The sequence below is a fragment of the Micromonospora ureilytica genome (assembly GCF_015751765.1).
GTDB classification, from domain to species: domain Bacteria; phylum Actinomycetota; class Actinomycetes; order Mycobacteriales; family Micromonosporaceae; genus Micromonospora; species Micromonospora ureilytica.
On the sequence record NZ_JADOTX010000001.1, the window covers coordinates 5,013,733 to 5,033,983 of the forward strand.

General features: G+C 70.7%; 21 protein-coding genes. 6 read left to right on the top strand and 15 right to left on the bottom strand.

The features are described 5' to 3' along the window. Positions 1 to 49: 49 nt before the first annotated feature. Positions 50 to 1,420, bottom strand: a complete 1,371-nt coding sequence (locus IW248_RS22840) for an L-serine ammonia-lyase (RefSeq protein WP_196928629.1) — start codon at positions 1,418 to 1,420, stop codon at positions 50 to 52. Between the two features lie 361 nt (positions 1,421 to 1,781). Here IW248_RS22840 and IW248_RS22845 point away from each other — a divergent pair, with 361 nt between their 5' ends. Next, positions 1,782 to 1,991 carry a PspC domain-containing protein gene (locus IW248_RS22845; protein ID WP_030486383.1) on the top strand — a complete coding sequence of 70 codons (210 nt, stop codon included), beginning with the start codon at positions 1,782 to 1,784 and terminating at the stop codon, positions 1,989 to 1,991. 193 nt (positions 1,992 to 2,184) lie between these two features. On the opposite strand, the gene IW248_RS22850 is transcribed toward IW248_RS22845, so the two are convergent. The 7 genes from IW248_RS22850 to pdxH all read right to left on the bottom strand — a co-directional run bounded on the left by IW248_RS22850 (position 2,185) and on the right by pdxH (position 8,365). After that, on the bottom strand, positions 2,185 to 3,090 hold the full coding sequence (locus tag IW248_RS22850) for a DUF4230 domain-containing protein (RefSeq protein ID WP_231396405.1): 906 nt from the start codon (positions 3,088 to 3,090) through the stop codon (positions 2,185 to 2,187). 99 nt (positions 3,091 to 3,189) lie between these two features. After that, complete coding sequence (locus tag IW248_RS22855; RefSeq protein ID WP_196928630.1) at positions 3,190 to 4,353, bottom strand: acyl-CoA dehydrogenase family protein; 1,164 nt, start codon at positions 4,351 to 4,353, stop codon at positions 3,190 to 3,192. A 44-nt stretch (positions 4,354 to 4,397) separates the two neighbouring features. Further along, positions 4,398 to 4,703 carry a type II toxin-antitoxin system VapB family antitoxin gene (locus IW248_RS22860; RefSeq protein ID WP_030329612.1) on the bottom strand — a complete coding sequence of 102 codons (306 nt, stop codon included), beginning with the start codon at positions 4,701 to 4,703 and terminating at the stop codon, positions 4,398 to 4,400. A gap of 187 nt (positions 4,704 to 4,890) precedes the next feature. Next, positions 4,891 to 5,493: a nitroreductase family protein gene (locus IW248_RS22865; RefSeq protein ID WP_196928631.1), complete on the bottom strand. Its 603-nt coding sequence runs from the start codon at positions 5,491 to 5,493 to the stop codon at positions 4,891 to 4,893. Further along, positions 5,493 to 6,422, bottom strand: coding sequence for an aldose 1-epimerase family protein (locus tag IW248_RS22870; protein WP_196928632.1), 930 nt, complete (start codon positions 6,420 to 6,422; stop codon positions 5,493 to 5,495). The genes IW248_RS22865 and IW248_RS22870 overlap by 1 nt, the downstream gene beginning before the upstream one ends. An 18-nt stretch (positions 6,423 to 6,440) precedes the next feature. After that, the gene (locus tag IW248_RS22875) at positions 6,441 to 7,739 is read right to left on the bottom strand and encodes an MFS transporter (RefSeq protein WP_196928633.1); all 1,299 of its coding nucleotides are present in this window, start codon (positions 7,737 to 7,739) and stop codon (positions 6,441 to 6,443) included. After that, a complete protein-coding gene (gene pdxH, locus IW248_RS22880) occupies positions 7,736 to 8,365 on the bottom strand; it encodes a pyridoxamine 5'-phosphate oxidase (protein WP_196930319.1) in 630 nt (209 codons plus the stop codon). Before pdxH ends, IW248_RS22875 begins: the two co-directional genes overlap by 4 nt. A 278-nt stretch (positions 8,366 to 8,643) precedes the next feature. Here pdxH and IW248_RS22885 point away from each other — a divergent pair, with 278 nt between their 5' ends. The 3 genes from IW248_RS22885 (at position 8,644) to sepH (ending at position 12,345) form a co-directional block, all read left to right on the top strand. Continuing rightward, positions 8,644 to 9,750, top strand: a complete 1,107-nt coding sequence (locus tag IW248_RS22885) for a citrate synthase 2 (protein ID WP_124817122.1) — start codon at positions 8,644 to 8,646, stop codon at positions 9,748 to 9,750. A 205-nt stretch (positions 9,751 to 9,955) separates the two neighbouring features. Continuing rightward, positions 9,956 to 11,083 carry a phosphoserine transaminase gene (gene serC, locus IW248_RS22890; RefSeq protein WP_124817124.1) on the top strand — a complete coding sequence of 376 codons (1,128 nt, stop codon included), beginning with the start codon at positions 9,956 to 9,958 and terminating at the stop codon, positions 11,081 to 11,083. 185 nt (positions 11,084 to 11,268) lie between these two features. Then, the gene (gene sepH / locus IW248_RS22895; RefSeq protein ID WP_196928634.1) at positions 11,269 to 12,345 is read left to right on the top strand and encodes a septation protein SepH; all 1,077 of its coding nucleotides are present in this window, start codon (positions 11,269 to 11,271) and stop codon (positions 12,343 to 12,345) included. Positions 12,346 to 12,399: 54 nt separating this feature from the next. On the opposite strand, the gene IW248_RS22900 is transcribed toward sepH, so the two are convergent. Beyond that, positions 12,400 to 13,230 (bottom strand): alpha/beta fold hydrolase, encoded by an 831-nt coding sequence (locus IW248_RS22900; protein ID WP_124817128.1) that lies wholly within the window; start codon positions 13,228 to 13,230, stop codon positions 12,400 to 12,402. A 15-nt stretch (positions 13,231 to 13,245) separates the two neighbouring features. Then, a complete protein-coding gene (locus IW248_RS22905) occupies positions 13,246 to 13,911 on the bottom strand; it encodes a DUF4097 family beta strand repeat-containing protein (RefSeq protein WP_196928635.1) in 666 nt (221 codons plus the stop codon). Between the two features lie 237 nt (positions 13,912 to 14,148). Here IW248_RS22905 and IW248_RS22910 point away from each other — a divergent pair, with 237 nt between their 5' ends. Continuing rightward, complete coding sequence (locus IW248_RS22910; RefSeq protein WP_196928636.1) at positions 14,149 to 14,916, top strand: helix-turn-helix domain-containing protein; 768 nt, start codon at positions 14,149 to 14,151, stop codon at positions 14,914 to 14,916. Between the two features lie 93 nt (positions 14,917 to 15,009). Here IW248_RS22910 and IW248_RS22915 read toward each other — a convergent pair whose 3' ends face one another. From IW248_RS22915 to IW248_RS22930, 4 genes are all read right to left on the bottom strand, one after another. Then, positions 15,010 to 15,519 carry a hypothetical protein gene (locus IW248_RS22915; RefSeq protein WP_124817134.1) on the bottom strand — a complete coding sequence of 170 codons (510 nt, stop codon included), beginning with the start codon at positions 15,517 to 15,519 and terminating at the stop codon, positions 15,010 to 15,012. Between the two features lie 87 nt (positions 15,520 to 15,606). Continuing rightward, positions 15,607 to 16,890, bottom strand: coding sequence for an MFS transporter (locus IW248_RS22920; protein ID WP_124817136.1), 1,284 nt, complete (start codon positions 16,888 to 16,890; stop codon positions 15,607 to 15,609). A 72-nt stretch (positions 16,891 to 16,962) separates the two neighbouring features. Beyond that, on the bottom strand, positions 16,963 to 17,412 hold the full coding sequence (locus tag IW248_RS22925) for a MarR family winged helix-turn-helix transcriptional regulator (RefSeq protein WP_196928637.1): 450 nt from the start codon (positions 17,410 to 17,412) through the stop codon (positions 16,963 to 16,965). A gap of 114 nt (positions 17,413 to 17,526) precedes the next feature. After that, complete coding sequence (locus IW248_RS22930; RefSeq protein ID WP_196928638.1) at positions 17,527 to 19,005, bottom strand: NCS2 family permease; 1,479 nt, start codon at positions 19,003 to 19,005, stop codon at positions 17,527 to 17,529. 88 nt (positions 19,006 to 19,093) lie between these two features. On the opposite strand from IW248_RS22930, the gene IW248_RS22935 reads away from it, so the two are divergent. Next, entirely contained in the window at positions 19,094 to 19,339 is a 246-nt protein-coding gene (locus IW248_RS22935; protein WP_091395273.1) for a DUF2530 domain-containing protein, read from the top strand. Between the two features lie 36 nt (positions 19,340 to 19,375). On the opposite strand, the gene IW248_RS22940 is transcribed toward IW248_RS22935, so the two are convergent. Further along, positions 19,376 to 20,215 carry a DUF3027 domain-containing protein gene (locus tag IW248_RS22940; protein ID WP_231396406.1) on the bottom strand — a complete coding sequence of 280 codons (840 nt, stop codon included), beginning with the start codon at positions 20,213 to 20,215 and terminating at the stop codon, positions 19,376 to 19,378. Between the last annotated feature and the right edge of the window lie 36 nt (positions 20,216 to 20,251).

Sequence of the window (20,251 nt, forward strand, 5' to 3'; positions counted from 1 at the left end):
CGGACGACAGGTTAGCAGTCGGTGAACGATTGCCCCGAATCGACCGGACTCAGCACTCGATCACGTTGACGGCCAGACCGCCACGCGCCGTCTCCTTGTACTTGACCTTCATGTCGGCGCCCGTCTCCCGCATGGTCTTGATGACCTTGTCCAGCGACACCTTGTGCACCCCGTCGCCGCGCAGCGCCAGCCGGGCGGCCGTGATCGCCTTGATGCTAGCCACCGCGTTGCGCTCGATGCAGGGGATCTGCACCAGGCCACCCACCGGGTCACAGGTCAACCCGAGGTTGTGCTCCATCCCGATCTCGGCGGCGTTCTCCACCTGCTCCGGGGTGCCACCGAGCGCCTCGGCCAACCCCGCCGCCGCCATCGAGCACGCCGAACCGACCTCACCCTGGCAGCCCACCTCGGCGCCCGAGATCGACGCGTTCTCCTTGAACAGCACACCGATCGCGCCCGCCGTCAGCAGGAACCGCACCACGCCCTCGTCATCGGCGCCCGGCACGAACCGGGTGTAGTAGTGCAGCACCGCCGGAATGATCCCGGCCGCGCCGTTTGTCGGCGCGGTGACCACCCGGCCGCCCGCCGCGTTCTCCTCGTTGACAGCGAGCGCGAACAACGTCACCCAGTCCATCACGTGCAGCGGGTCGGCCGACCCGGCCTCCGCCTCCAGGCCACGCCGCAGCTCCGCCGCGCGCCGCCGAACCTTCAACCCCCCAGGGAGTACGCCGTCCCGCTCGCAGCCACGCTGCACGCACTCCTGCATCACCCGCCAGATCTCCAGCAGACCGGCCCGGATGTCCGCCTCACTGCGCCAGGACCGCTCGTTGGCCAGCATCACCTCGCTGATCGACAGCCCGGTGCGGGTCGTGACGTCGAGCAGTTGCGCCCCGGTCAGGAACGGGTACCGCACGACTGTGCTGTCCGGCTTGATCCGGTCCGCGCCGGCCGCCGCCTCGTCCACCACGAAACCGCCACCGACTGAGTAGTAGGTGCGGCTGCGCAACTCGGCACCGGCCCCGTCGTACGCCACGAAGGTCATCCCGTTCGGGTGGTACGGCAACGACCTGCGGCGGTGCAGCGTCAGGTCCCGATCCGGATCGAAGTCGATCTCGTGCGCGTCCAGGATGTTGAGCCGCCGCTCGACCCGGATCCGCTCGACCCGAGGACCGACGGTGTCCGTGTCGACAGTCTCCGGCGACTCACCGGCCAACCCCAGCAGCACCGCCGGACCGCTGCCGTGGCCATGCCCGGTGGCACCCAGCGAACCGAACAACTCGGCCTGCACCCGCGCCGTGTCCGTGAGCAACCCGTCGGCCTTGAGCCCGCCAACGAACGTACGCGCGGCCTGCATCGGCCCCACCGTGTGCGAGCTGGACGGCCCGATACCGACGCTGAAGAGGTCGAAAACACTGATCATGGCTGCGCTTCCTCGCCGTCGTCCCGGCGTACGGGACCCGGCCGGGTCGTGACCACCGGTCTGGCGGCCCCGCTCGTGACCGTCCGGGGTATGGGGTGCCGGCCCTCCGGGGTGTGGAAGGCCGATCAGCCAGCCTACCCGCCCAGCTCACCGCCCATCCGGTCCGGGACGTGAACACCCGACCACCGTCCCCCACCCGCGCGGCCGGGCGGTTCGGGGAGGCGTCAGCGGGGTGCTGCCCGGGTAAAGCACCTACGGGTCCACGGGTCGCCGCTCATCCTCGGGACCGAGGGCGAGGTGGTCATCCCTTTCTACCGTGGATTGCAGACGCGGCGCACCGCCGCAGAGTGGGAGTACGACGATGAGTCGCAAACTGGTCCGGCCCCGCGAGGGGCGCATGATCGCCGGTGTCTGCGCCGGCCTCGGACGGCGGTTCGGCATGTCGGCCGGAATGGTCCGGCTGCTGTTCCTGCTGTCGCTGCTGCTGCCCGGCACGCAGGTGATCGTCTACCTGATCCTGTGGGTGCTGATGCCGAACGAGGACCGCTACCTGGCCTCCACCGGCCACTGACCCGCCCTCCCCCCGGGTCACGCCTCACCCCGGGGCGGCAACTTCGGGGAAGTTGCTGCCTCAGGGGCGCTGGAGGGACCAACATCCCGGAAGTTGCGCGGATCTTGGGCAACGGCGCGCCGGGCAGAGACGGAAGCGCCCGCTCCGACGGAAGTCGGGGCGGGCGCTTCGGCGTACCAGGGGGTGGGGTAGGTCAGGGGGCTATGTAGGTGACGGTGATCTGCTGGTACCCGAGGGAGCGGAGCAGCCCCTCCAGCATCTTGCGGGTGTTCTCCTCGGCTCGGGCGGAGAGCCCGCTGTCCCGGGCGGCGGCGGTGATCCGGTCCTCGGCGAGCTGGTAGACCTGCTGCTGCCGGTTGGGGTCGTTGCCCACCAGGTCACCGAGTCGGTTGAGCAGACCGCGCTCCTCGGCGAAGACGTAGCTCTTCTCCATGTCGAGGTTGGTCTCGCCGAGCTGCGGCGCGGGCAGCTTGATCTCGACGGACTTGCCGTCGGCGGACTGGACGACGGCACCCTCAGCGATCTTGGTGAAATCGACGTACGCCTCGACGCTGCCGGCGCCGACGAACAGGGTGCGCTCGTTGAGCAGGAAGTCCGGAACGTTGCGCCTGTCGTTCTGCGTGTCGACAACGACCTGGAAGTTGCCTTCGGCGGCCACGTAGCGGCTGAGGTCCTGGATCGACTTCAGCAGCGGTGGCTGACTGCGGTCGGTCTGCTCCTTGGCGAACGGGTTGCGGAACTCCGGCAGGATGCCCGTCGCCTGAATGCCGAGTAGCACGACCACGGCCAGCGCCGCGGCGCCGAGCAGCAGGAGCAGACCTCGCGCTGCCCCACCGCCACCACCACCGGGGCCACCACCACCGGCGGGGCCATCGCCACCGCCCGTCGGACCACCGGGCCCACCGGGGCCGCCAGGGCCACCGGGACCGGTAGGGCCACCGGGACCGGTAGGCCCACCGGGACCCGCAGGCCCGACGGGGTCGCCGGGCGTATCCGCGGCCCACTCGGGTGTCGCGGTCGACCGCGCCTTGAGATCGTCACCGGTCGGGTAACCGGGGAACTCCCTCGTGGGCTCGTTGCTGCCAGCGTCGCGGGCCATCACGCTCACCGTCCTCGTCAGACACGTCGTCTGTCAATGACGGTACGGCCCCGATACGACAGCCGCGCGGCGAGCGCCAGGAAGCGACAAACGAGCAGGTCAGGCGAATGCGGAGAGCCCGGTGAGCCGCTGCCCGATGACCAGTTGGTGGATTTCGGAGGTGCCCTCGTAGGTCAGCACGCTCTCCAGGTTGTTGGCGTGCCGCATCACCGGGTACTCGCCTGAGACACCGTTGGCGCCGAGAATGGTGCGGCACTGCCGGGCGATGGCCAGCGCCTCCCGCACGTTGTTCAGTTTGCCCACGCTTACCTGCTCGGGCCGCAGCCGCTGGGCGTCGGCGAGCCGGCCCAGGTGCAGCGCGAGCAGCTGCCCCTTCACCAACTCGACGGCCATGTCGGCGAGCTTCGCCTGGGTGAGCTGGAAGCCGGCCAGCGGGCGACCGAACTGGGTGCGGGTGGTCGCGTACGTCAGTGTGGTTTCCAGGCAGTCGCGGGCCGCGCCGACCGCGCCCCAGACGATGCCGTAGCGGGCTTCGGTGAGGCAGCTCAGCGGCGCCTTGAGCCCGACCGCCTCGGGCAGTTGGGCGTCGGCCGGGAGCCGGACGTCGTCGAGCACGATCTCGCCGGTCACCGACGCGCGCAGCGACATCTTGCGACGGATCTCCCGGGCCGTGACGCCGGGCGTGTCCATCGGTACGGCGAAGCCCCGTACGCCGTCGTCGGTGCGCGCCCAGATCACCGCGACGTCCGCGATCGGGGCGTTGGTGATCCACATTTTCCCGCCGGTGAGCACCCAGTCGTCGCCGTCGCGGCGGGCCCGGGTGGCCATCGAGGCGGGGTCTGAGCCGTGGTCCGGCTCGGTCAGGCCGAAGCAACCGATCGCCTCACCGGTGGCCATCGACGGTAGCCAGCGTTGCTTCTGCTCCTCGCTGCCGTAGCGCCAGATGGCGTACATGGCGAGCGATCCCTGCACGGAGACCAGGGACCGGAGGCCGGAGTCGCCGGCTTCCAGCTCCTGGCAGGCCAGCCCGTAGGCGACAGCGGAGGCGCCTGCGCAGCCGTAGCCGGTGAGGTGCATGCCGAGCAGACCGAGCTTGCCGAACTCGCGGGCCAGCTCCCGGGCGGGCACCCGGCCGTCCTCGTACCAGTCGGCGACGTGGGGTCGCACCCGGTCGTCGACGAGCTGGCGGACGACGTCGCGGATCTGCCGCTCCTCCTCGGTGAGCGACGGGTCCAGGTCGAGCAGGTCCAGCGCAGCGGTCATGGACGTCACCCTAACGAAGGTTCAGCGGGCGAAAGAAGGGCTCGTCACTCGATCGGCTCGGAGAGCACCAGCACCCGCGCGTGGATCTGGTTTCGCTGCTGGAGGGCTGCCCGCAGCGCCCGGTGCAGCCCGTCCTCCAGGTAGAGCCCGCCGTTCCACTGCACGACGTGCGGGAAGAGGTCACCGTAGAAGGTGGAATCCTCGGCGAGGAGTTTGTCCAGCGCCAACTCGCGCTTGGTGGTGATCATCTGATCCAGGCGCAGTGGTCGCGGCGGGATCTCCGCCCACTGCTTGAGCGTCAGATTGTGCTCCGGATAGGGACGCCCGTCCCGGACCGCTCTGAAGATCACGACGGCACGCTCCCCTCCCCGTGGCCGGGCCGACCGACGGCGCCGAGCCGGGCCGCGGCGGGCACCGCGCGGCGCGGCACCGATGACCGTGCCAGCCTAGCCGCCCAGCGCACGCTGCGTTCTGCTCCCTGATGTCAGTTTCGCTATCGCTCGTCCGATCCCCAACCGGACGAACGGGGCGTCGGTGTCAGTTCCACCGGCCGCGGCGCACGACCTCGTCCATCGGACGACGCCCACGGCGCAACGACGGTGACCGATGGTCGGCCGCCCGGTAACCGATTGTGACGGCACCGATGGGTTGATACTCCGTCGGCACGCCGAACGCGTCCCGGTAGGCAGCGATCCGCTGCGGCGGAAGGCCGAAGAAGCACGCCCCGAGCCCCTCGTCCACGGCGGTGAGGAGCATCAGCAAGGCGGCGAAGCCGGCGTCCACGTGCCAGTACGGCACCGGCCACCGATCCGTGGACTGGTCCGTCCAGCCCTTGTCCGGCTCCGCGTACCGCCGCAGGTAGGCCGACTCGTTGGCGTGCAGCACCACGATCAGTGGCGCTCGGCGCATACCCGCGAGCCAGCGTTCCCGCCCACCGCCATCGGGGGTGGTGGCGGCCCAGAACCGTTCCCGGTCGGCCGGCTCCTCCAACACCAGGAAGCCCCAGCCCTGGGCGAAGCCGGCCGACGGCGCGCGGACCGCGTGGTCGAGTAGCCGGTCCACCACGTCGGGCGGGACCGGACGGTCCGGGTCGTAGTTGCGCACCATCCGCCGACGGCGGACGACCTCGGCGAACTCCATCAGACGCCGGGGCGGATGCCCCAGGCACCTCGCCAGGTAGTGCCGGGCTTGAGCGTGAGCAGATCCTTGCCCGACCGGAACGCGTCAGGTGGGCAGGTCATCGGCTCGACCGCCACCGAGCGGCGGTGCCGCTCGCCGGTGAGGGCGTCCCCGGTGAACACCTGCCACCAGCCGAACTCGGCGTCCGCCCAGATGCTCACCCCGGCCGAACCGTCGGGGGCGGAGAGGCTCACCGACGAACCGCCGTCGGCATCCCGGATCACCTCGCCGAAGCAGGAGTCCAGAACGGCGGCGCCGATCCGGCGGGGGCTGGTCCAGTCGTACTCGGTGCCGGCCACCGGCGTCACCCCCACCGGCAGCAGCCGACCGTCCACCAGCACCCGGCTCCGGGTGGGCAGCCGCAGCACCAGGTCGTCCACCGCGACGCCCGGAAGTTGCAGGTACGGGTGCACTGAGAAACCGAACGGCGCCAGCTCCCCGCCGATGTTCGTCACCTCGTGCTCGGCGCGCAACCCGTCCGCGTCGACGCTCCACCGGCTGCGCAGCCGCAGCGGCCACGGGTAGCCGAGCTGCGGCGGCAGGTCGTAGCCGACCGTCACGGCGTCCGCCGACTGCTCCAGCAACTGCCACGGCACCCAGTTGACCAGCCCGTGGATGGCCACGTGCCGCTCCGGCTCGGTCAGTGCGAGCTGGTGCGTCCGGCCGCCGAACGGGTAGCGACCATCGCGGATCCGGTTCGGCCAGGGTGCCAGCACCTGCCCGGTGCTGCCGGGGCAGACCTCGTCGGTCTGGTACCCGTCGACCAGGTCGACACCGTCGTGCCGGTACGCCCGGAGCCCACCGCCGACCTCCACGATGACGGCCTCGTGGCCGGCGGCGGAGATGGTCCACTGGGCGCCGGAGAACGGGCGCGGATCAGGGCTTTCCATGCCGGCGACCCTAACCGGTCAGGTCCGGTCCTCGCTCGACGCCGTCGCCGCCCGGTAGCGCAGCAGCGCCGGGAACGCGACAGCGAGCACCACCACGAGCACCGCGGAGGCGAGCCCACCGGCCACCCAGGCCACCCCGCCGCCGAACCCGGCGGCCATGGTGCCGGCGCGCAGGTCGCCCAGGCGTGGGCCACCCGCCACCACTACCGTGTTGACGCCCTGCAGTCGGCCGCGCATCCGGTCCGGTGCGTATACCAGCAGCATCGACTGACGCAACACGGCGCTGATCAGGTCGGCGGCGCCGGCCACGGCGAGCAGCACGACCATCAGCCAGAGCTGGTGCGCCAACCCCGCCGCGGCGATCGCCAGACCCCAGCCGACCACCGCGAGCACCAGGCCGAGCCCCTGCCGGCGGAGCCGGCCGATCCAGCCGGAGGTCAGCCCACCGATCATCGAGCCGATCGCGATGGCGCTGTAGAGCAGGCCGACCGAGCCACCGCCGCCGAAGCGTTCGTGCGCGATCTCCGGAAAGAGAGCCCGTGGCATGGCGAGGATCATCGCGATCAGGTCCACCCCGAAGGACAGCAGCAGGACCGGGGTGGTGGCCAGGTAGCGGAACCCGTCGACGACGCTGGCCAGACCGGCACGCCGGGCCTGACCGTCGGCGGTGGGCTCGGGCGGGAGCGAGGGCAGCCGCAGCGCGGCCCAGAGCATCGCTGTGAACAGCACCGCGTCCAGCCCGTACGCGATCGGGAGGACCACGGTGGTGTCCGGCGAGGCGGAGAGGATCAGGCCGGCGGCGAGCGGACCGGCGACCGAGGCGGCGGTGAAGGTCGTGTAGTTCAGGGTGGTGGCGGACGCCACCAGGTCTTCCGGCACCAGCCGGGGCAGCATGGCGCTGCGGGCCGGCGAGCTGATCGCGAAGGCCACCGACTGCAGCGCCATCAACGCCAACAGCAGCACCGGGCTGCCCACGTCCAGCAGTGCCTGGACCAACAGACCGAGGGTCGATGCCCAGAGCAACAATGAGCCACCGAGCAGCACCGCGCGCCGATCGCGGGCGTCGGCGACCGCGCCGCCCCAGAGCCCGAAGACCAGCAACGGTACGAAGGCAGCCACTCCCAGCAGGCCCACCCAGAACGAGTCCCGGGTCAGGGCGTACATCTCCACAGGTACCGCGACGGCGGTGAACTGGAAGCCGAACATCGCCACGGTGTTGCCGAGCCAGAGCCGGCGGTAAGCCGGAACCCGCAGCGGGCGCACGTCGATCGCCCAGCGGCGCGCTGCGCGCGGCCGGGTCTCCCGCACACCCGTCACGGCGCCAACCGCTCGACGGTCCAGCCACAGTCGTCGAGGCGACGGAAGCGGAGCCGGTCGTGCAGCCGGCCGGCCCGACCCTGCCAGAACTCCACCGACTCGGGTTGGACCCGCAGCCCGCCCCAGTGCGTCGGGGTCGGGATCTCGACCTGGTCGGCGAACCGCTCGGCCGCCTCCTGGTACCGCTCCTCCAGCACCGCCCGGCCCGACACGACCTGGGACTGCGGGCTGGCCCAGGCGCCCAGTTGGGAGCCGCGCGGCCGGCTGGCGAAGTACGCCTCGCTCGTGGCGCGGTCGACGTGCGCGACAGGCCCGGCGACCACCACCTGGCGTTGCATGGGAAACCACGGAAAGACCAGGCTGGCGTACGGGTTGGCGGCCGCCTCGACGCCCTTGCGCGACAGGTGGTTGGTGAAGAAGACGAAGCCCTCCGGGTCGTACCCCTTCAGCAGCACCGTCCGTCCGCTCGGCCGGCCCGCCGAGTCGGCGGTGCCCACCACCATGGCGTTCGGTTCGGACAGCCCGAAGGCCACCGCGTCGGCGAACCAGTTGTCGAACTGGGTGTGCCAGTCGACGGCCAGGTCAGCCTCGGTCAGGCCCAGGTCCGCGGCGTACTCGTTACGCATCGCAGCCGGGGCGGGTGTGTCACCCGTCACGTCCCCACTCCTTCTCGGGGGCCCAACCAACGCCCTCCCGCGCTGGCCAGCCCACCCTGCCCAGTCTCACTGAGCGGGGCGGAGAATGCGCGCCCGGGGATGTCGCGTGCAGCACAGTCGCAGCGGGTCGCGTATCCCTTACTCAGCAGGCAGTATGTTCCGAACACATCCCTGAGGGTCGCCTAAGGCGCTCGGCCGATCGGGCCGGATGAGCGATCGGGCGCACCGACCAGATCCAGGAGAGCGACATGGCCGATTTCAAACCCGGGCTGGAGGGCGTCGTCGCCTTCGAGACCGAGATCGCCGAACCTGACCGTGAGGGCGGCGCGCTGCGCTATCGCGGAGTCGACATCGAGGATCTGATCGGTCAGGTGTCGTTCGGCAACGTGTGGGCACTGCTGGTCGACGGCCGTTTCGGGCCGGGCCTGCCGCCGGCGGAGCCGTTCCCGGTGCCGGTGCACTCCGGTGACATCCGCGTCGACGTGCAGTCCGCGGTGGCCATGCTGGCCCCGTACTGGGGTCTCAACCAACTGCTGGACATCTCCGACGAGCGGGCCCGTGAGGATCTCGCCCGGGTCTCGGTGACCGCGCTCTCCTTCGTCGCCCAGTCCGCCCGCGGCCTCGGCCTGCCGGCGGTGCCGCAGAAGGAGATCGACAAGGCGCAGACCATCGTCGAGCGGTTCATGAAGCGCTGGCGCGGCGAGCCCGACCCACGGCACGTCAAGGCCGTCGACGCGTACTTCATCTCGGCCGCCGAGCACGGCCTGAACGCGTCCACCTTCACCGCTCGCATCGTCGCCTCCACCGGGGCGGACGCGGCGGCCTGCATCTCGTCGGGCATCGGCGCCCTCTCCGGCCCGCTGCACGGCGGCGCCCCGTCCCGGGTGCTCACCATGCTGGAGGCGGTGGAGCGCAGCGGTGACGCGGAGGGCTACGTCAAGGGCGTCCTCGACCGCGGCGAGCGGTTGATGGGCTTCGGCCACCGCGTCTACCGTGCCGAGGACCCGCGCGCCCGAGTGCTCCGGCGCACGGCCAAGGAGCTGGGCGCGCCGCGCTTCGAGATCGCCGAGGCGCTGGAGAAGGCCGCCCTCGCCGAGCTTCAGGCCCGCCGCCCGGACCGGGTGCTGGCCACCAACGTCGAGTTCTGGTCGGCCGTCGTGCTGGACTTCGCCGAGGTGCCGGCGCACATGTTCACCTCGATGTTCACCTGCGCACGGATGGGCGGCTGGAGCGCGCACATCCTGGAGCAGAAGCGCCTCCAGCGGCTGGTCCGCCCGTCCGCCCGCTACATCGGCCCGGAGGCCCGCAAGCCGTCCGACGTCGAGGGCTGGGCGGCCATCCCGCACGGCGTCTGAGCGGTAGGAAAGGGCCCCTCCTCGACGCCGGGCGTCGGGGAGGGGCCCTTTCGACGCCCGGTCGACGGCTGCCGGAGCCGACTGTGGCGAAGGACTCAGACCGACCGCCGGGACCCCGCCCATCGCGGTCCGGCCCGGGTGCGAGGATGGGGGCCGGCAGTGTCGCCGGGCCCGCCCTCGCCCTTGCGGAAGGATCTTCAAGACCGTGGCTGACGCACCGATCATCCGGATTCCCGATGAGATCAAGCCCGCCGACGGACGCTTCGGCTGCGGCCCGTCCAAGGTTCGCCCGGCGGCGGTGTCCGCTCTCGCCGAGGTCGCGACCACCTACCTCGGCACCTCCCACCGGCAGAAGACGGTCCGGGACCAGGTGGCCCGGCTGCGCTCCGGCATCGCCGAGTTCTTCTCGCTGCCCGAGGGCTACGAGGTGGTGATCGGCAACGGCGGCACCACAGCGTTCTGGGAGGTCGCCACCTTCGGCCTGATTCGCGACCGGGCGCAGTTCGCCAGCTTCGGCGAGTTCGGCGCCAAGTTCGCCAAGTCGGTCAAGGACGCCCCGTTCCTGGGTGAGCCGACCGTCCGCAAGGCCGACGCGGGCAGCGCACCGACCCTGGTCGCCGAGTCCGGCGTGGACGCGTACGCGACGCCGCAGAACGAGACCTCGACCGGTGTGGCCGTCCCGATCAGCCGGGTGGCCGGGGCCGACGAGGGCGCGCTGCTGCTGGTCGACGCGACCTCCGGCGCGGGTGGCCTGGAGGTCAACGTCGGCGAGACCGACGTCTACTACTTCGCTCCGCAGAAGTGCTTCGGCTCGGACGGCGGTCTCTGGCTGGCCCTGATGTCCCCGGCCGCACTGGACCGGGCCGCCGAGATCAAGGCGTCCGGGCGCTACATCCCCGCCTTCCTCGACCTGGTCACCGCGATCGACAACTCGCGGCTGGAGCAGACCTACAACACCCCGGCGCTGGCCACCATCTTCCTGGCCGCCGAGCAGACCGACTGGATGAACGCGCAGGGCGGTCTGGCCTGGGCGTCGAAGCGCACCGCCGAGAGCGCCGCCACGGTCTACGGCTGGGCCGAGCGGTCCAGTGTGGCCACTCCGTTCGTCACCGACCCGGCGCTGCGCTCCAACGTGGTCGCCACCATCGACTTCGCCGACGGGGTCGACGCCACGGCGATCGCCAAGGCGCTGCGCGCCAACGGCATCGTGGACACTGAGCCCTACCGCAAGCTCGGTCGTAACCAGCTGCGGGTGGCGCTGTTCCCGGCCGTCGAGCCGGCCGATGTCGAGGCGCTGACCGCGTCCATCGACTACGTGGTCGAGCGACTCTGACGTTCGTCACGGTCGGTGTCCGTCGGAGCCTCCACGGACACCGACCGTAGTCATCGCCGCAGCTCAGTCACGACATGCGGGGTGTCGCTTCCCCCACCCTGAGGCAGATGCGCGTACGGTGGTCCGAGACGCCTGGGTGGCCGACTCGTGGCGTGCGGCCAGCGAAGCGGGACGGAGGCAACGCTATGCGCCCAGTACGCTTCGTCGCCCTCTCCGAGGACGGCCAGGCCCTGGTGCTCGCCGACGAGGTGGGGCGACTTCTCGCCCTGCCGATCGACGAACGCATCGCCGGCGTGATGCACCCCGAGCCGGGTGCCCCACCGCTCGCGGTGGCACCGACCACCGCCGATCCGATTCCCTCACTGTCTCCTCGGGACATCCAGGCCCGCATTCGCTCCGGTGAGTCCGCCGAGGATGTCGCCCGCATCGCCGGGGTGCCTGTCGACCGGGTGCTGCGCTACGCCGGCCCGGTGCTCCAGGAGCGGGCGATGCTCGCCCAGCACGCCCGTCGCACCCGCCTCAAGGGTGCGGAGAAGCCCACCCCGCTCGCCGAGGTGGTCAACGGTCGGCTGAGCCAGCACGGCATCGACACCGAGAAGATCTCCTGGGACGCCTACCGGCGCGACGACGGCACCTGGCGGATCATCGCCACCTGGCCGTCCGGCAAGGCCACCGCGCAGGCCATCTGGGACATGGACAAGGCCCGGCAGGTGGTCACGCCGCACGACGACATGGCGCAGTACCTGTGCGCCGAGCGGCCCACGCCGATCCTCGGTCAGGAGCCGGCACCGGAGCGGACGGGGCACGGCCTGCCTGGTCCGTCGCGTGGCGAGCCGAGCCGTGGTGGGCACGGGTTGCCTGCCGCGTCCGAGCACCCGCGCCCCGGCCGCGATCCGATCCGGGCTGGCCGGGACGCGCTGCTCGCCTCCCTGGACCGCCCGCTCGGCGGCTCGTCGGGTCGTGGCCTTGAGCCGCGTACCCCGGCTGCTCTTGCCGGGTCCGACGCGCCTCGGCAGCGGCCCGTCGCTGGGGGTGCCGCCGCGCTGCTCGGCGGCGGCCAGGGGTCGGCCTTCGACGACGACTCGGACGCGCCCAAGGAGGTGCCGGCCGTGCCGTCGCTGGCGGTGCTGCGACCCCGACGGACGGCCGCCGCGGCGGCCTCCGGCGAGTCCACCGACGCCAACGGCAAGCCCCGCAAGCGGCTGCCGAGCTGGGACGACGTGCTCTTCGGCAGCGGCCCGGCCGCCCGCGAATCCTCCTGACGCTTCGCGTTGACGGGTGACAGTGCGCCACCCGTCAACGCGAGTGTCCGGACCTCACCGAGTGTCTCCGGCGCCTTCGCGACGAGGGGCGGCGACCCCGCGTACGGCGTCGGCGACGGCCCGGAAGTCCTTCTTGAGGATCGCGCCGTGGTTGCTGGCGACCTTCGCGCCGATCGTGATGTTCGGGTTGCGGGCGGTCACCGCGTCGAGGCTGGCCCGGATCTGTTCCTGCTCGTCACCCCGGCTGCCGAGGGACGTCCCGGAGGCGACCACGTACCGCACCGGGACGGTGATGGCGTCCAGCACCGGCCCCAGGTCGCGCTCGCGGGAGAGTTCGCCGAGTTCGATGTTGCTGTCCGCCATCTGGTCGGCGTTCATTCGTGGGGTCAGGCCGGTCGGGCGCAGCAGCGGCATGAACAGGTTCATCCGTCGGAACATCTTGCGGATCCGCTGCGCCATGGCCTCGTCGAGCCAGTCGTGCGGGAACGCGCCGTCGACCAGGACCGCGCCCAGGGCGCGCTCCGGGTTCCGGTTGGCCCAGTGTGCCCCGACCACCGCTCCGTAGGACCAACCCACGAGCACCGCCTGGTGTACGCCCCGGGCGGCGAGAACGGCGTCGACGTCCCGGACGGCCGCCTCGAACGAGTAGTCGGCTGAGCGCTTCGACTTCCTGCCGCGAGCCCTCTCGTCGTAGGTGATGTGCCGGAACCCGGTGCCCAGGTCGGTGATGACCCGCCGCCAGTAGCCCTGGGTGGCGAACTGGCCGTTGAGGTAGACCACGGGGGTGCCGGGACCGCCGGTGTCGGTGACGGCCAAGGCCGTGTCGTCGACCGACACCATGCCGGTCCACGCCGTACTGGTCGAGGACATGCTGTTGTTCGTCATCTCGATCCGTCCTTTTCAGAGGCTGCGGGCGTGGATGTCGCCCTGCATGGTGCTGGCGTGGATGTCGAGCTCGGTGGTGCCGTCGTTCCTGAGGGCGTTGCTGACGCGGCCGTGGCCGGTGCCAGCGTCCAGGGCGGCCGAGATGCCGGCCGCCGCCGCGACCGAGATGTCGCCGGACTGGGTACGGAGGACGACTTTGCCGCGCATGGCCTCGCCGACAGTGATGTCACCCCGGGCGGTGCTGATCTCGGCGGGGCCGTGGAGCCGGCCGACCTCGACGTCGCCGTCGATCGCGGTGAGGCGAACGCTCGCCGCCTCGTCAATCTTGATTTTCCGGTACGCCCCGTCGAAGGCGACGTCGCCGAGGCGGCCGACGCCCCGAAGCTCGGCGCTGGCGGTCCTGGCCTCGACATGGGAGTCGGCGGGCACCCGGACGGTGACCTCCACAGAGCCGGAGGGTCCGAAGAGCTTGTTGATGGGACGTGCGGTCGTGATTCGCAGGACGCCGTCGGCATAGGCGACGCTGGTCTGCTCGGCGGCCCTGGTGTCGCTGCTCTTGGTGGGGTCGGCCGGGAGGATCTCGACGGTGGTGTCGGCGCGGTCCGCGGCGATGAGCTGGATGCGTCCGGCGGGGATGTCCAGGACGGCGGAGATGGGGGCGGGGGTGTCGAACGTCTGCATCGTGCTCTCCCAGGTTGGCGCTTGTTTCTGATGTGGGAAACGCTACGTTGCTTTCCAATTTTCGCAACAACCTTGTTGCAGCAGTTCGGTGTTTTCGCTGTTCAACCTCGTAAAGTTGTTGCAACGACCCTGAATCTAATGCAACGCGACCCCGGTCTTCGTTGCATTGGCATGTGGGTTAACGCTATGGTGACGGGGTCGGGGCGGCCGCCCTACGGGACCACGAGGGGGATCGCGATGCCGGGAGGCAGGCTCAGTCAGCAGGAACGCCAGCAGATCGCGCTGGGGCTGGCCGACAGCCTCCCCTACGCCGAGATCGCCCGACGCCTCGACCGTCCCACCTCAACAGTCACGCGTGAGGTGATGCGCAACGGCGGCCCCACCGGCTACCGCGCCGACCTGGCCCACCACGCGACCGAGCGCCGCGCCCACCGGCGCAAGCCAGTCCCCTCCCGTACGGCCGAGGCGGCCCGCCGACCAGACGGACGCGACGCCCAGGCCATGGCCGACTACGAGGAGACGTTCACCACCGTCCTCATGGCCTCCGGTCTGAACAAGATGGGGGCCCGAGTGTTGACCAATCTGTTCCTCACCGACTCGGGCAGCCGCACCGCGTCTGAGCTCGCCCAGCGCCTCCAGGTCAGCCCGGCGTCGATCTCCAAGGCGATCACCTTCCTGGAGAGCCAGAGCCTCGTCCGCCGCGAACGCGACGAACGCCGCCGCGAGCGTTACGTCGTCGACGACGAGCTCTTCTACCAGGCGACGATCGCCAGCGCTCGGGCCAACGACCATCTCGTCGCGACCGCACGCCAGGGCGTCGCCCTCCTCGGCGCGCACACCCCCGCCGCCGCCCGTCTGGAGAACATCGCCCGCTTCCTCGACTTCATCAGCGAGAGCATCACCCGCTCCGCCGAACAGGCCCGCGAGGTTCTCCGCAGCAGGCCTGCCACCGCGACCAGCCCCGTGCCACCGGGTCACAGCGACCAGGCGGCGATCCGTTCCTAGCGCGGTCGGCCGCCGGGGTGGCTACCCGTCCAGGCTTGCCCGGTCGGCCTGGACGGGCGGACCGCGACGAAGAGTCGCACAGCGTGTGGCCGGTCAGCGGTGCCGCTGCCGAAGCCCCGCTCGGGCCGCCGGAAGGGCCAGCCCGGCGGCGTGCAGCACGCCCTCCACCCGGACCCGCTCGATCTCCTGATCGACGCCCTCCAGCTCGGCGAGGTGCTCGGTGATGCCGAGGGCGCGGCAGGCGAGGCGAAGCCGGTCGTCGTACGCCTGGAGCAGCGCGCTGTGCCAGACCATCGATCGGCCGGTGCCGCCGACCCGCTGACCGCCGAGACGGCGCAGGTCCGCGGCGAGCTGCTCCAGCGGCCGACGGTCAGTGCTGTCGAACTCGCTGAGGTCGATGTCCCGGGTCAGCGCGTCGGCCTCGACGGCCCGGTCGAGACGGGCGATCGTGCGCTTCTCCCGTCGGCGGTCACGCCACTCGGACCAGCCGCAGACCACCCGGTCGAGGATCTCGTCGTAGCAGAAGAGCAGCGCGAATGCCGCCGGCAGACTGGCCACGGCGAGGAACGCCAGGGCCAGCATCAGCGCACGTCCGACTCCCACGTATCGACGCTAAGCCCCACCGTGCCACCCCGCCAGCGATTTGGCCGCATCCGCGCAACGGGACGCGGCCAGCGCCGGTGGTAAACCTCAGCAGTCGGTGGAGGTGACGTAGAAACGGGGCATCGGCAGCACCCGGAAACGCAGCCGGGCGCCGGAGTGGCGCAGCTGCCAGGTGAGGGCGATCAGCGCGGCGGCCAGCGAGATGAGCCCGCCCATCCAGATGCTGGCACCGGCACCGTAGTGCTCCGCGACCCAGCCGATCAACGGCGCGCCGACCGGGTTGGTGCCCAGGAACACCAGCACCCACAGGGCCATCACCCGCCCCCGGAAGGCCGCGTCGACGCCCATCTGGATCCGCTGGTTGGCAGCCTGCGCGAAGAACACCATGCTGAAGCCGGTCGGCACCAGCAGGGCCACGACCAGCCAGTACGCCGAGGAGAGGCCGACCATGGTGCCGAAGCTGGCGCAGGCGATCGCCGCACCGAGCACCACCCACACCGACGGGCGGCTACGCCGACCGGTGCCGCTGAGCGCGCCGCCGAGCGCGCCGACGGCCAGCGCCGTGCTGAACAGGCCGAAGGAGGCAGCGCCGGTGTGGAAGACCGTCTTCGCCAACGCGGCGAGGGTGAGCTGGAAGTTGAAGAGCGACATGCCGATCACCGACATGATCGCCATCGGCAGCAGCAGGTCGGGGCGACGCCACACGTACCGCAGGCCGTCGACGACCCGGGCGGACGCCCGCTCGTCGCGCGGCAGCAGTGCGTCGCGGTGCAGGTCGGCCGTACGCATCCGGACCACGTTGACCAGGGGCGCGATGGAACTGACAGCCGTGAAGAGGAAGACCGGGCCCACGTCGAACGCGGCGATGGCCAGGCCGGCGACGGCCGGGCCGACGATCCGGGCGGAGTTGAACACGGCGGCGTTCAGCGACAGCGCGTTGGGCAGCAGCGGCGTGCCGACCAGTTCGGAGACGAACGCCTGCCGGACCGGAGTCTCCACGGCGTTAGCCGTGCCGAGCAGCGCGGCGAAGGCGAAGACGTGCCAGAGCTGCACCAGGTCGGTGAGGACCAGCAGGGACATGCCGAGCGCCAGCAGGCTCCAGAAGGCGTTGGCGGCGAAGAGCAACACCCGCTTGTCGTACCGGTCGGCGAGCCGGCCGGAGAGCAGGGTGAGCAGGAGCACCGGGGTGAACTGGCAGGCGGTGACCACGCCGAGCGCGGTCGCCGAGTTGTTGGAGAGCTCGAGGACGAGCCAGTCCTGGGCGATGAACATCATCCAGACGCCGATCAACTTGATCAGCTGCCCGGATGCGAAAAGGCGGTAGTTGCGGACCTGTAGGGACTGGAACATCGTGCTCAGCTTCGCCTGCACTCTTGGTGCGCCTCCTCCGGACGTACGCGTCATCGACAGGTGACGGCACGGACCCGGTGGCGCGGGTGCGGCTCAGGCGCGAGCGAGCTGCTGGAGAATCTCGGCGGCCCTCTGCAGGGTCTCCCGTTCGTCCTCGTCGAGTGCGGCCAGCCGGTGGGCCAGCCACTCGTCGCGGGCCCGCTCGAACTGGTCGAGCACGGCCTGCCCTCCTTCGGTCGCCGCGAGGATGACCTGCCGGCCGTCGGTCGGGTGGGGTGTCCGCCGCACGAGGCCGCGGTCTTCCAACTTCCCGACGATCTTGGTCATCGTCGGCGGCTGCACCCGCTCCACGTCGGCCAGCTCCCGGGGTGTCATCGTGCCCGCCAGCCGCAGGCTGGTGAGCGCGGAGACCTGGGTGACCGTGAGGTCGCCGACCGGTCGGGCCTGTCGGACCCGCCGGTTGAGTCGGGTGATCGCATCACGCAGCTGGGGAGCCAGCTGCGCCGGTGGCACGCGTTCCGCCGTCACCGTCCGCTCCGTCACAGTAGTTAGCTTAACTAATGAGCATGGCTAACGAGATCCGTTATGACCAGGCTCACGAGGGGCTTCAGATCGTACGGGCGGGGAATCCTGATCGACTCCCCGCCCGGACGTGTCTCAGAGCACCAGGGACTCGATCGGCCCACGCAGGAAGTACAGCACGAACAGCGCGGCCACCCCGTACAGCAACGGGTGGACCTCCCGGGCCTTGCCCCGGGCCAGCTTGACCACCACGAAGGTGATCAGACCTGCGCCGATCCCGTTGGAGATCGAGTAGGTGAACGGCATCAGCACGATGGTGAGGAACGCCGGAATGGCGATCTCGTAGTCCGACCAGTCGATCGTCCGCACCGCTGTCATCATCAGGAAACCGACCACCACCAGGGCCGTCGACGCCGCCTCGAACGGCACGATTACGACCAGTGGCGCCAGGAACATCGCGAGCAGGAAGAGTGCGCCGGTGACCAGGTTGGCCACGCCGGTCCGCGCACCCTCCGCGACACCGGCGGCACTCTCGATGTACGACGTGTTGCTGGAGGTGCTGGCCGCACCGCCGGCCGCCGCCGCGATCGAGTCGACGAGCAGGATCTCCTTGGCCTTCGGCGGGGTGCCCTGCTCGTCGAGCAGGTCACCCTCCTGGCCGACCGCGACCATCGTGCCCATGGTGTCGAAGAAGTCCGTGATCAACAGCGTGAAGATGAACATCAGCACGACCAGCCAACCGGCCCGGCCCCACGAGTCGAGCACGTTGAACTTGCCGAGCAGCGACAGGTCCGGCAGGTCGACCACCGTCTTGGGCAACTCCGGCACGTTCAGCGACCAGCCCTTCGGGTTGGGCTGTCCGTTGACGAACGACGGGCCGATGTTGCCGATCGCCTCGACGATCACCGCCAGCACCGTCGAGGCGAGGATGCCGATCAGGATCGCGCCCTTGACCCGACGGACCACCAGCACCAGCGTGATCAGCAGGCCCACCACGAAGACCAGCATCGGCCAGCTCACCAGCTTGCCGCCGATGCCCAGGCCGACCGGAACCGTGGTGTTGGCGGCGTCCGGGATGCGCCGGACGAAGCCGGCGTCCACCAGGCCGATGATGGTCAGGAACAGGCCGATGCCGACCCCGATCGCGGTCTTCAGCTGGGTCGGCACCGAGCGGAACACAGCGGTCCGCAGACCGGTCAGCACCAGCACCGCGATGATCAGACCCTCGATCACCACCAGGCCCATCGCGTCGGCCCAGGTCATCTCGGGGGCGATCTCGTACGCCACCAGGGCGTTGACGCCCAGACCGGCGGCGAGGGCCAGCGGGAACCGGCCGACCACACCCATCAGGATGGTCATCAGACCGGCGACCAGCGCGGTCGCGGCAGCCAGTGCGGGAATCGGGAGGCTCTTGCCGTCACCGTCGACGGCGCCGCCCAGGATCAGCGGGTTGAGCACCACGATGTACGCCATCGTGAAGAAGGTCGCCAGGCCACCGCGTACCTCACGGCTCAACGTCGAGCCACGGGCGGAGATCTCGAAGAACCGGTCGAAACCGTTACGCGGATGAGCGGGATTGGGAGGTGTGCCGTTCTCGGGCGGCGCTACTGCCATCAGGTCCTCGCAGGTGATCTTCCAGTTGTCGCGCGCATCGTCCCAGATCGTCGGTGGGCAGGGGAAGCAGATCCCGTACGCTTGCCGAATGCCGAACGAGCAGCCACCGCGGCCCGCACCACTGGATCCGCCGATGGTGCCGTTCGCCCTCGCCGGGTTGATCGCGTGGGCGGTGGCCGGGCTGGTCCTGCTGATCTTCTTCCGGGGTTGGCTGACCGACCACGGTCACCAGAACTGGCTCTGGACCTGCCTCGCCGGTTTCCTCTGGGGCTTTCCGGGCCTCGCCGTGATGATGCGGCACGACGCCAACCGACGCCGCCGCCGCGCGAGGTGACCTGGCCACCGCGCCGGAGCACTCCGGCGCGGACGATCAGGAGTGCCCGTACGGCTCCGCCGGCTCAGCGGCCTCGACCGAGCCCGGGGCCCGGCTGACCGACATGGCCTCCACGGCGCTGTCGTCGTACACCGTGGGCAGTTCCTCGACAGCGGTCTCGGCCGCCTCGATCAACGTCTCGGAGTGAGCGCCGCAACCGTGATCGGCGCTCACCACCCGGCCGTCATCGGGGGCGTAGAAGTTGCCACACGCCCCGAATGCCTGCCGCATCGCACCGGCCAGCGGCAGGTAGAAGCCGCAGGTGCCGCAGCGGGCGGCGGTCGGAGCGGCGGTCGAGATGGCCGCGGCGGGGCCGTGGTCACCCTCGTACCAGCGCTGCGCCGTGTCGATGCGCCCCTCCCGGGAGAGCACACGGGCGCGCCCAAGACCCAACTCCCACGCCGTCTCCTCGACCGCCGGGTCGTCGGAGAGCAGGTAACCCGGGACCAGTCGATCGTCGTCGGGGGAGGTCGGGAGCAGGTCGCCCGGGCCCAGATCGCCCGGCTTGAGACGCTCCTGCCAGGGCAACCAGCCGGGCGCGAGCAGCGCGTCCGGGCCGGGCAGCAACACCGTCTCGCAGATGGTCACCGTCTTGCTGCGTGGCACCCGGGTGACGGTGACGGCCCAGCGCCAGCCGTTGTAGCCGGCGAGGCGGCATTCGAAGTAGTGGGTGACCAGCCGATCACCCTCGGCCACGACCTGCAGGTGGTCGCCGACATCGTCGGCGTCCACCTCGGTGATGCCTGCGCGGGCCACCTCGACGGCGGCGGCGCAGACCTGGTCGAGACGGGCGGCGCGGGTGGAGGCGGGCCTGGTCACCTCACCATTGTTCCCCATGCGCCTCGCAGGGGTGACAGGGACTCCCGGGGAACC

Bases quoted from the DNA above. Each gene is read 5' to 3' on its own strand.
- pdxH (WP_196930319.1), bottom strand. From the start codon at position 8,365: ATGCGTAACGAGTACGCCGCGGACCTGGGCCTGACCGAGGCTGACCTG.
- IW248_RS22935 (WP_091395273.1), top strand. From the start codon at position 19,094: ATGCCGAACGAGCAGCCACCGCGGCCCGCACCACTGGATCCGCCGATG.
- IW248_RS22910 (WP_196928636.1), top strand. From the start codon at position 14,149: ATGCCGGGAGGCAGGCTCAGTCAGCAGGAACGCCAGCAGATCGCGCTG.
- IW248_RS22930 (WP_196928638.1), bottom strand. From the start codon at position 19,005: ATGGCAGTAGCGCCGCCCGAGAACGGCACACCTCCCAATCCCGCTCAT.
- IW248_RS22940 (WP_231396406.1), bottom strand. From the start codon at position 20,215: ATGGGGAACAATGGTGAGGTGACCAGGCCCGCCTCCACCCGCGCCGCC.
- IW248_RS22865 (WP_196928631.1), bottom strand. From the start codon at position 5,493: ATGGAGTTCGCCGAGGTCGTCCGCCGTCGGCGGATGGTGCGCAACTAC.
- IW248_RS22850 (WP_231396405.1), bottom strand. From the start codon at position 3,090: ATGGCCCGCGACGCTGGCAGCAACGAGCCCACGAGGGAGTTCCCCGGT.
- IW248_RS22885 (WP_124817122.1), top strand. From the start codon at position 8,644: ATGGCCGATTTCAAACCCGGGCTGGAGGGCGTCGTCGCCTTCGAGACC.
- IW248_RS22855 (WP_196928630.1), bottom strand. From the start codon at position 4,353: ATGACCGCTGCGCTGGACCTGCTCGACCTGGACCCGTCGCTCACCGAG.
- IW248_RS22845 (WP_030486383.1), top strand. From the start codon at position 1,782: ATGAGTCGCAAACTGGTCCGGCCCCGCGAGGGGCGCATGATCGCCGGT.
- sepH (WP_196928634.1), top strand. From the start codon at position 11,269: ATGCGCCCAGTACGCTTCGTCGCCCTCTCCGAGGACGGCCAGGCCCTG.
- IW248_RS22900 (WP_124817128.1), bottom strand. From the start codon at position 13,230: ATGACGAACAACAGCATGTCCTCGACCAGTACGGCGTGGACCGGCATG.
- IW248_RS22870 (WP_196928632.1), bottom strand. From the start codon at position 6,422: ATGGAAAGCCCTGATCCGCGCCCGTTCTCCGGCGCCCAGTGGACCATC.
- IW248_RS22840 (WP_196928629.1), bottom strand. From the start codon at position 1,420: ATGATCAGTGTTTTCGACCTCTTCAGCGTCGGTATCGGGCCGTCCAGC.
- IW248_RS22905 (WP_196928635.1), bottom strand. From the start codon at position 13,911: ATGCAGACGTTCGACACCCCCGCCCCCATCTCCGCCGTCCTGGACATC.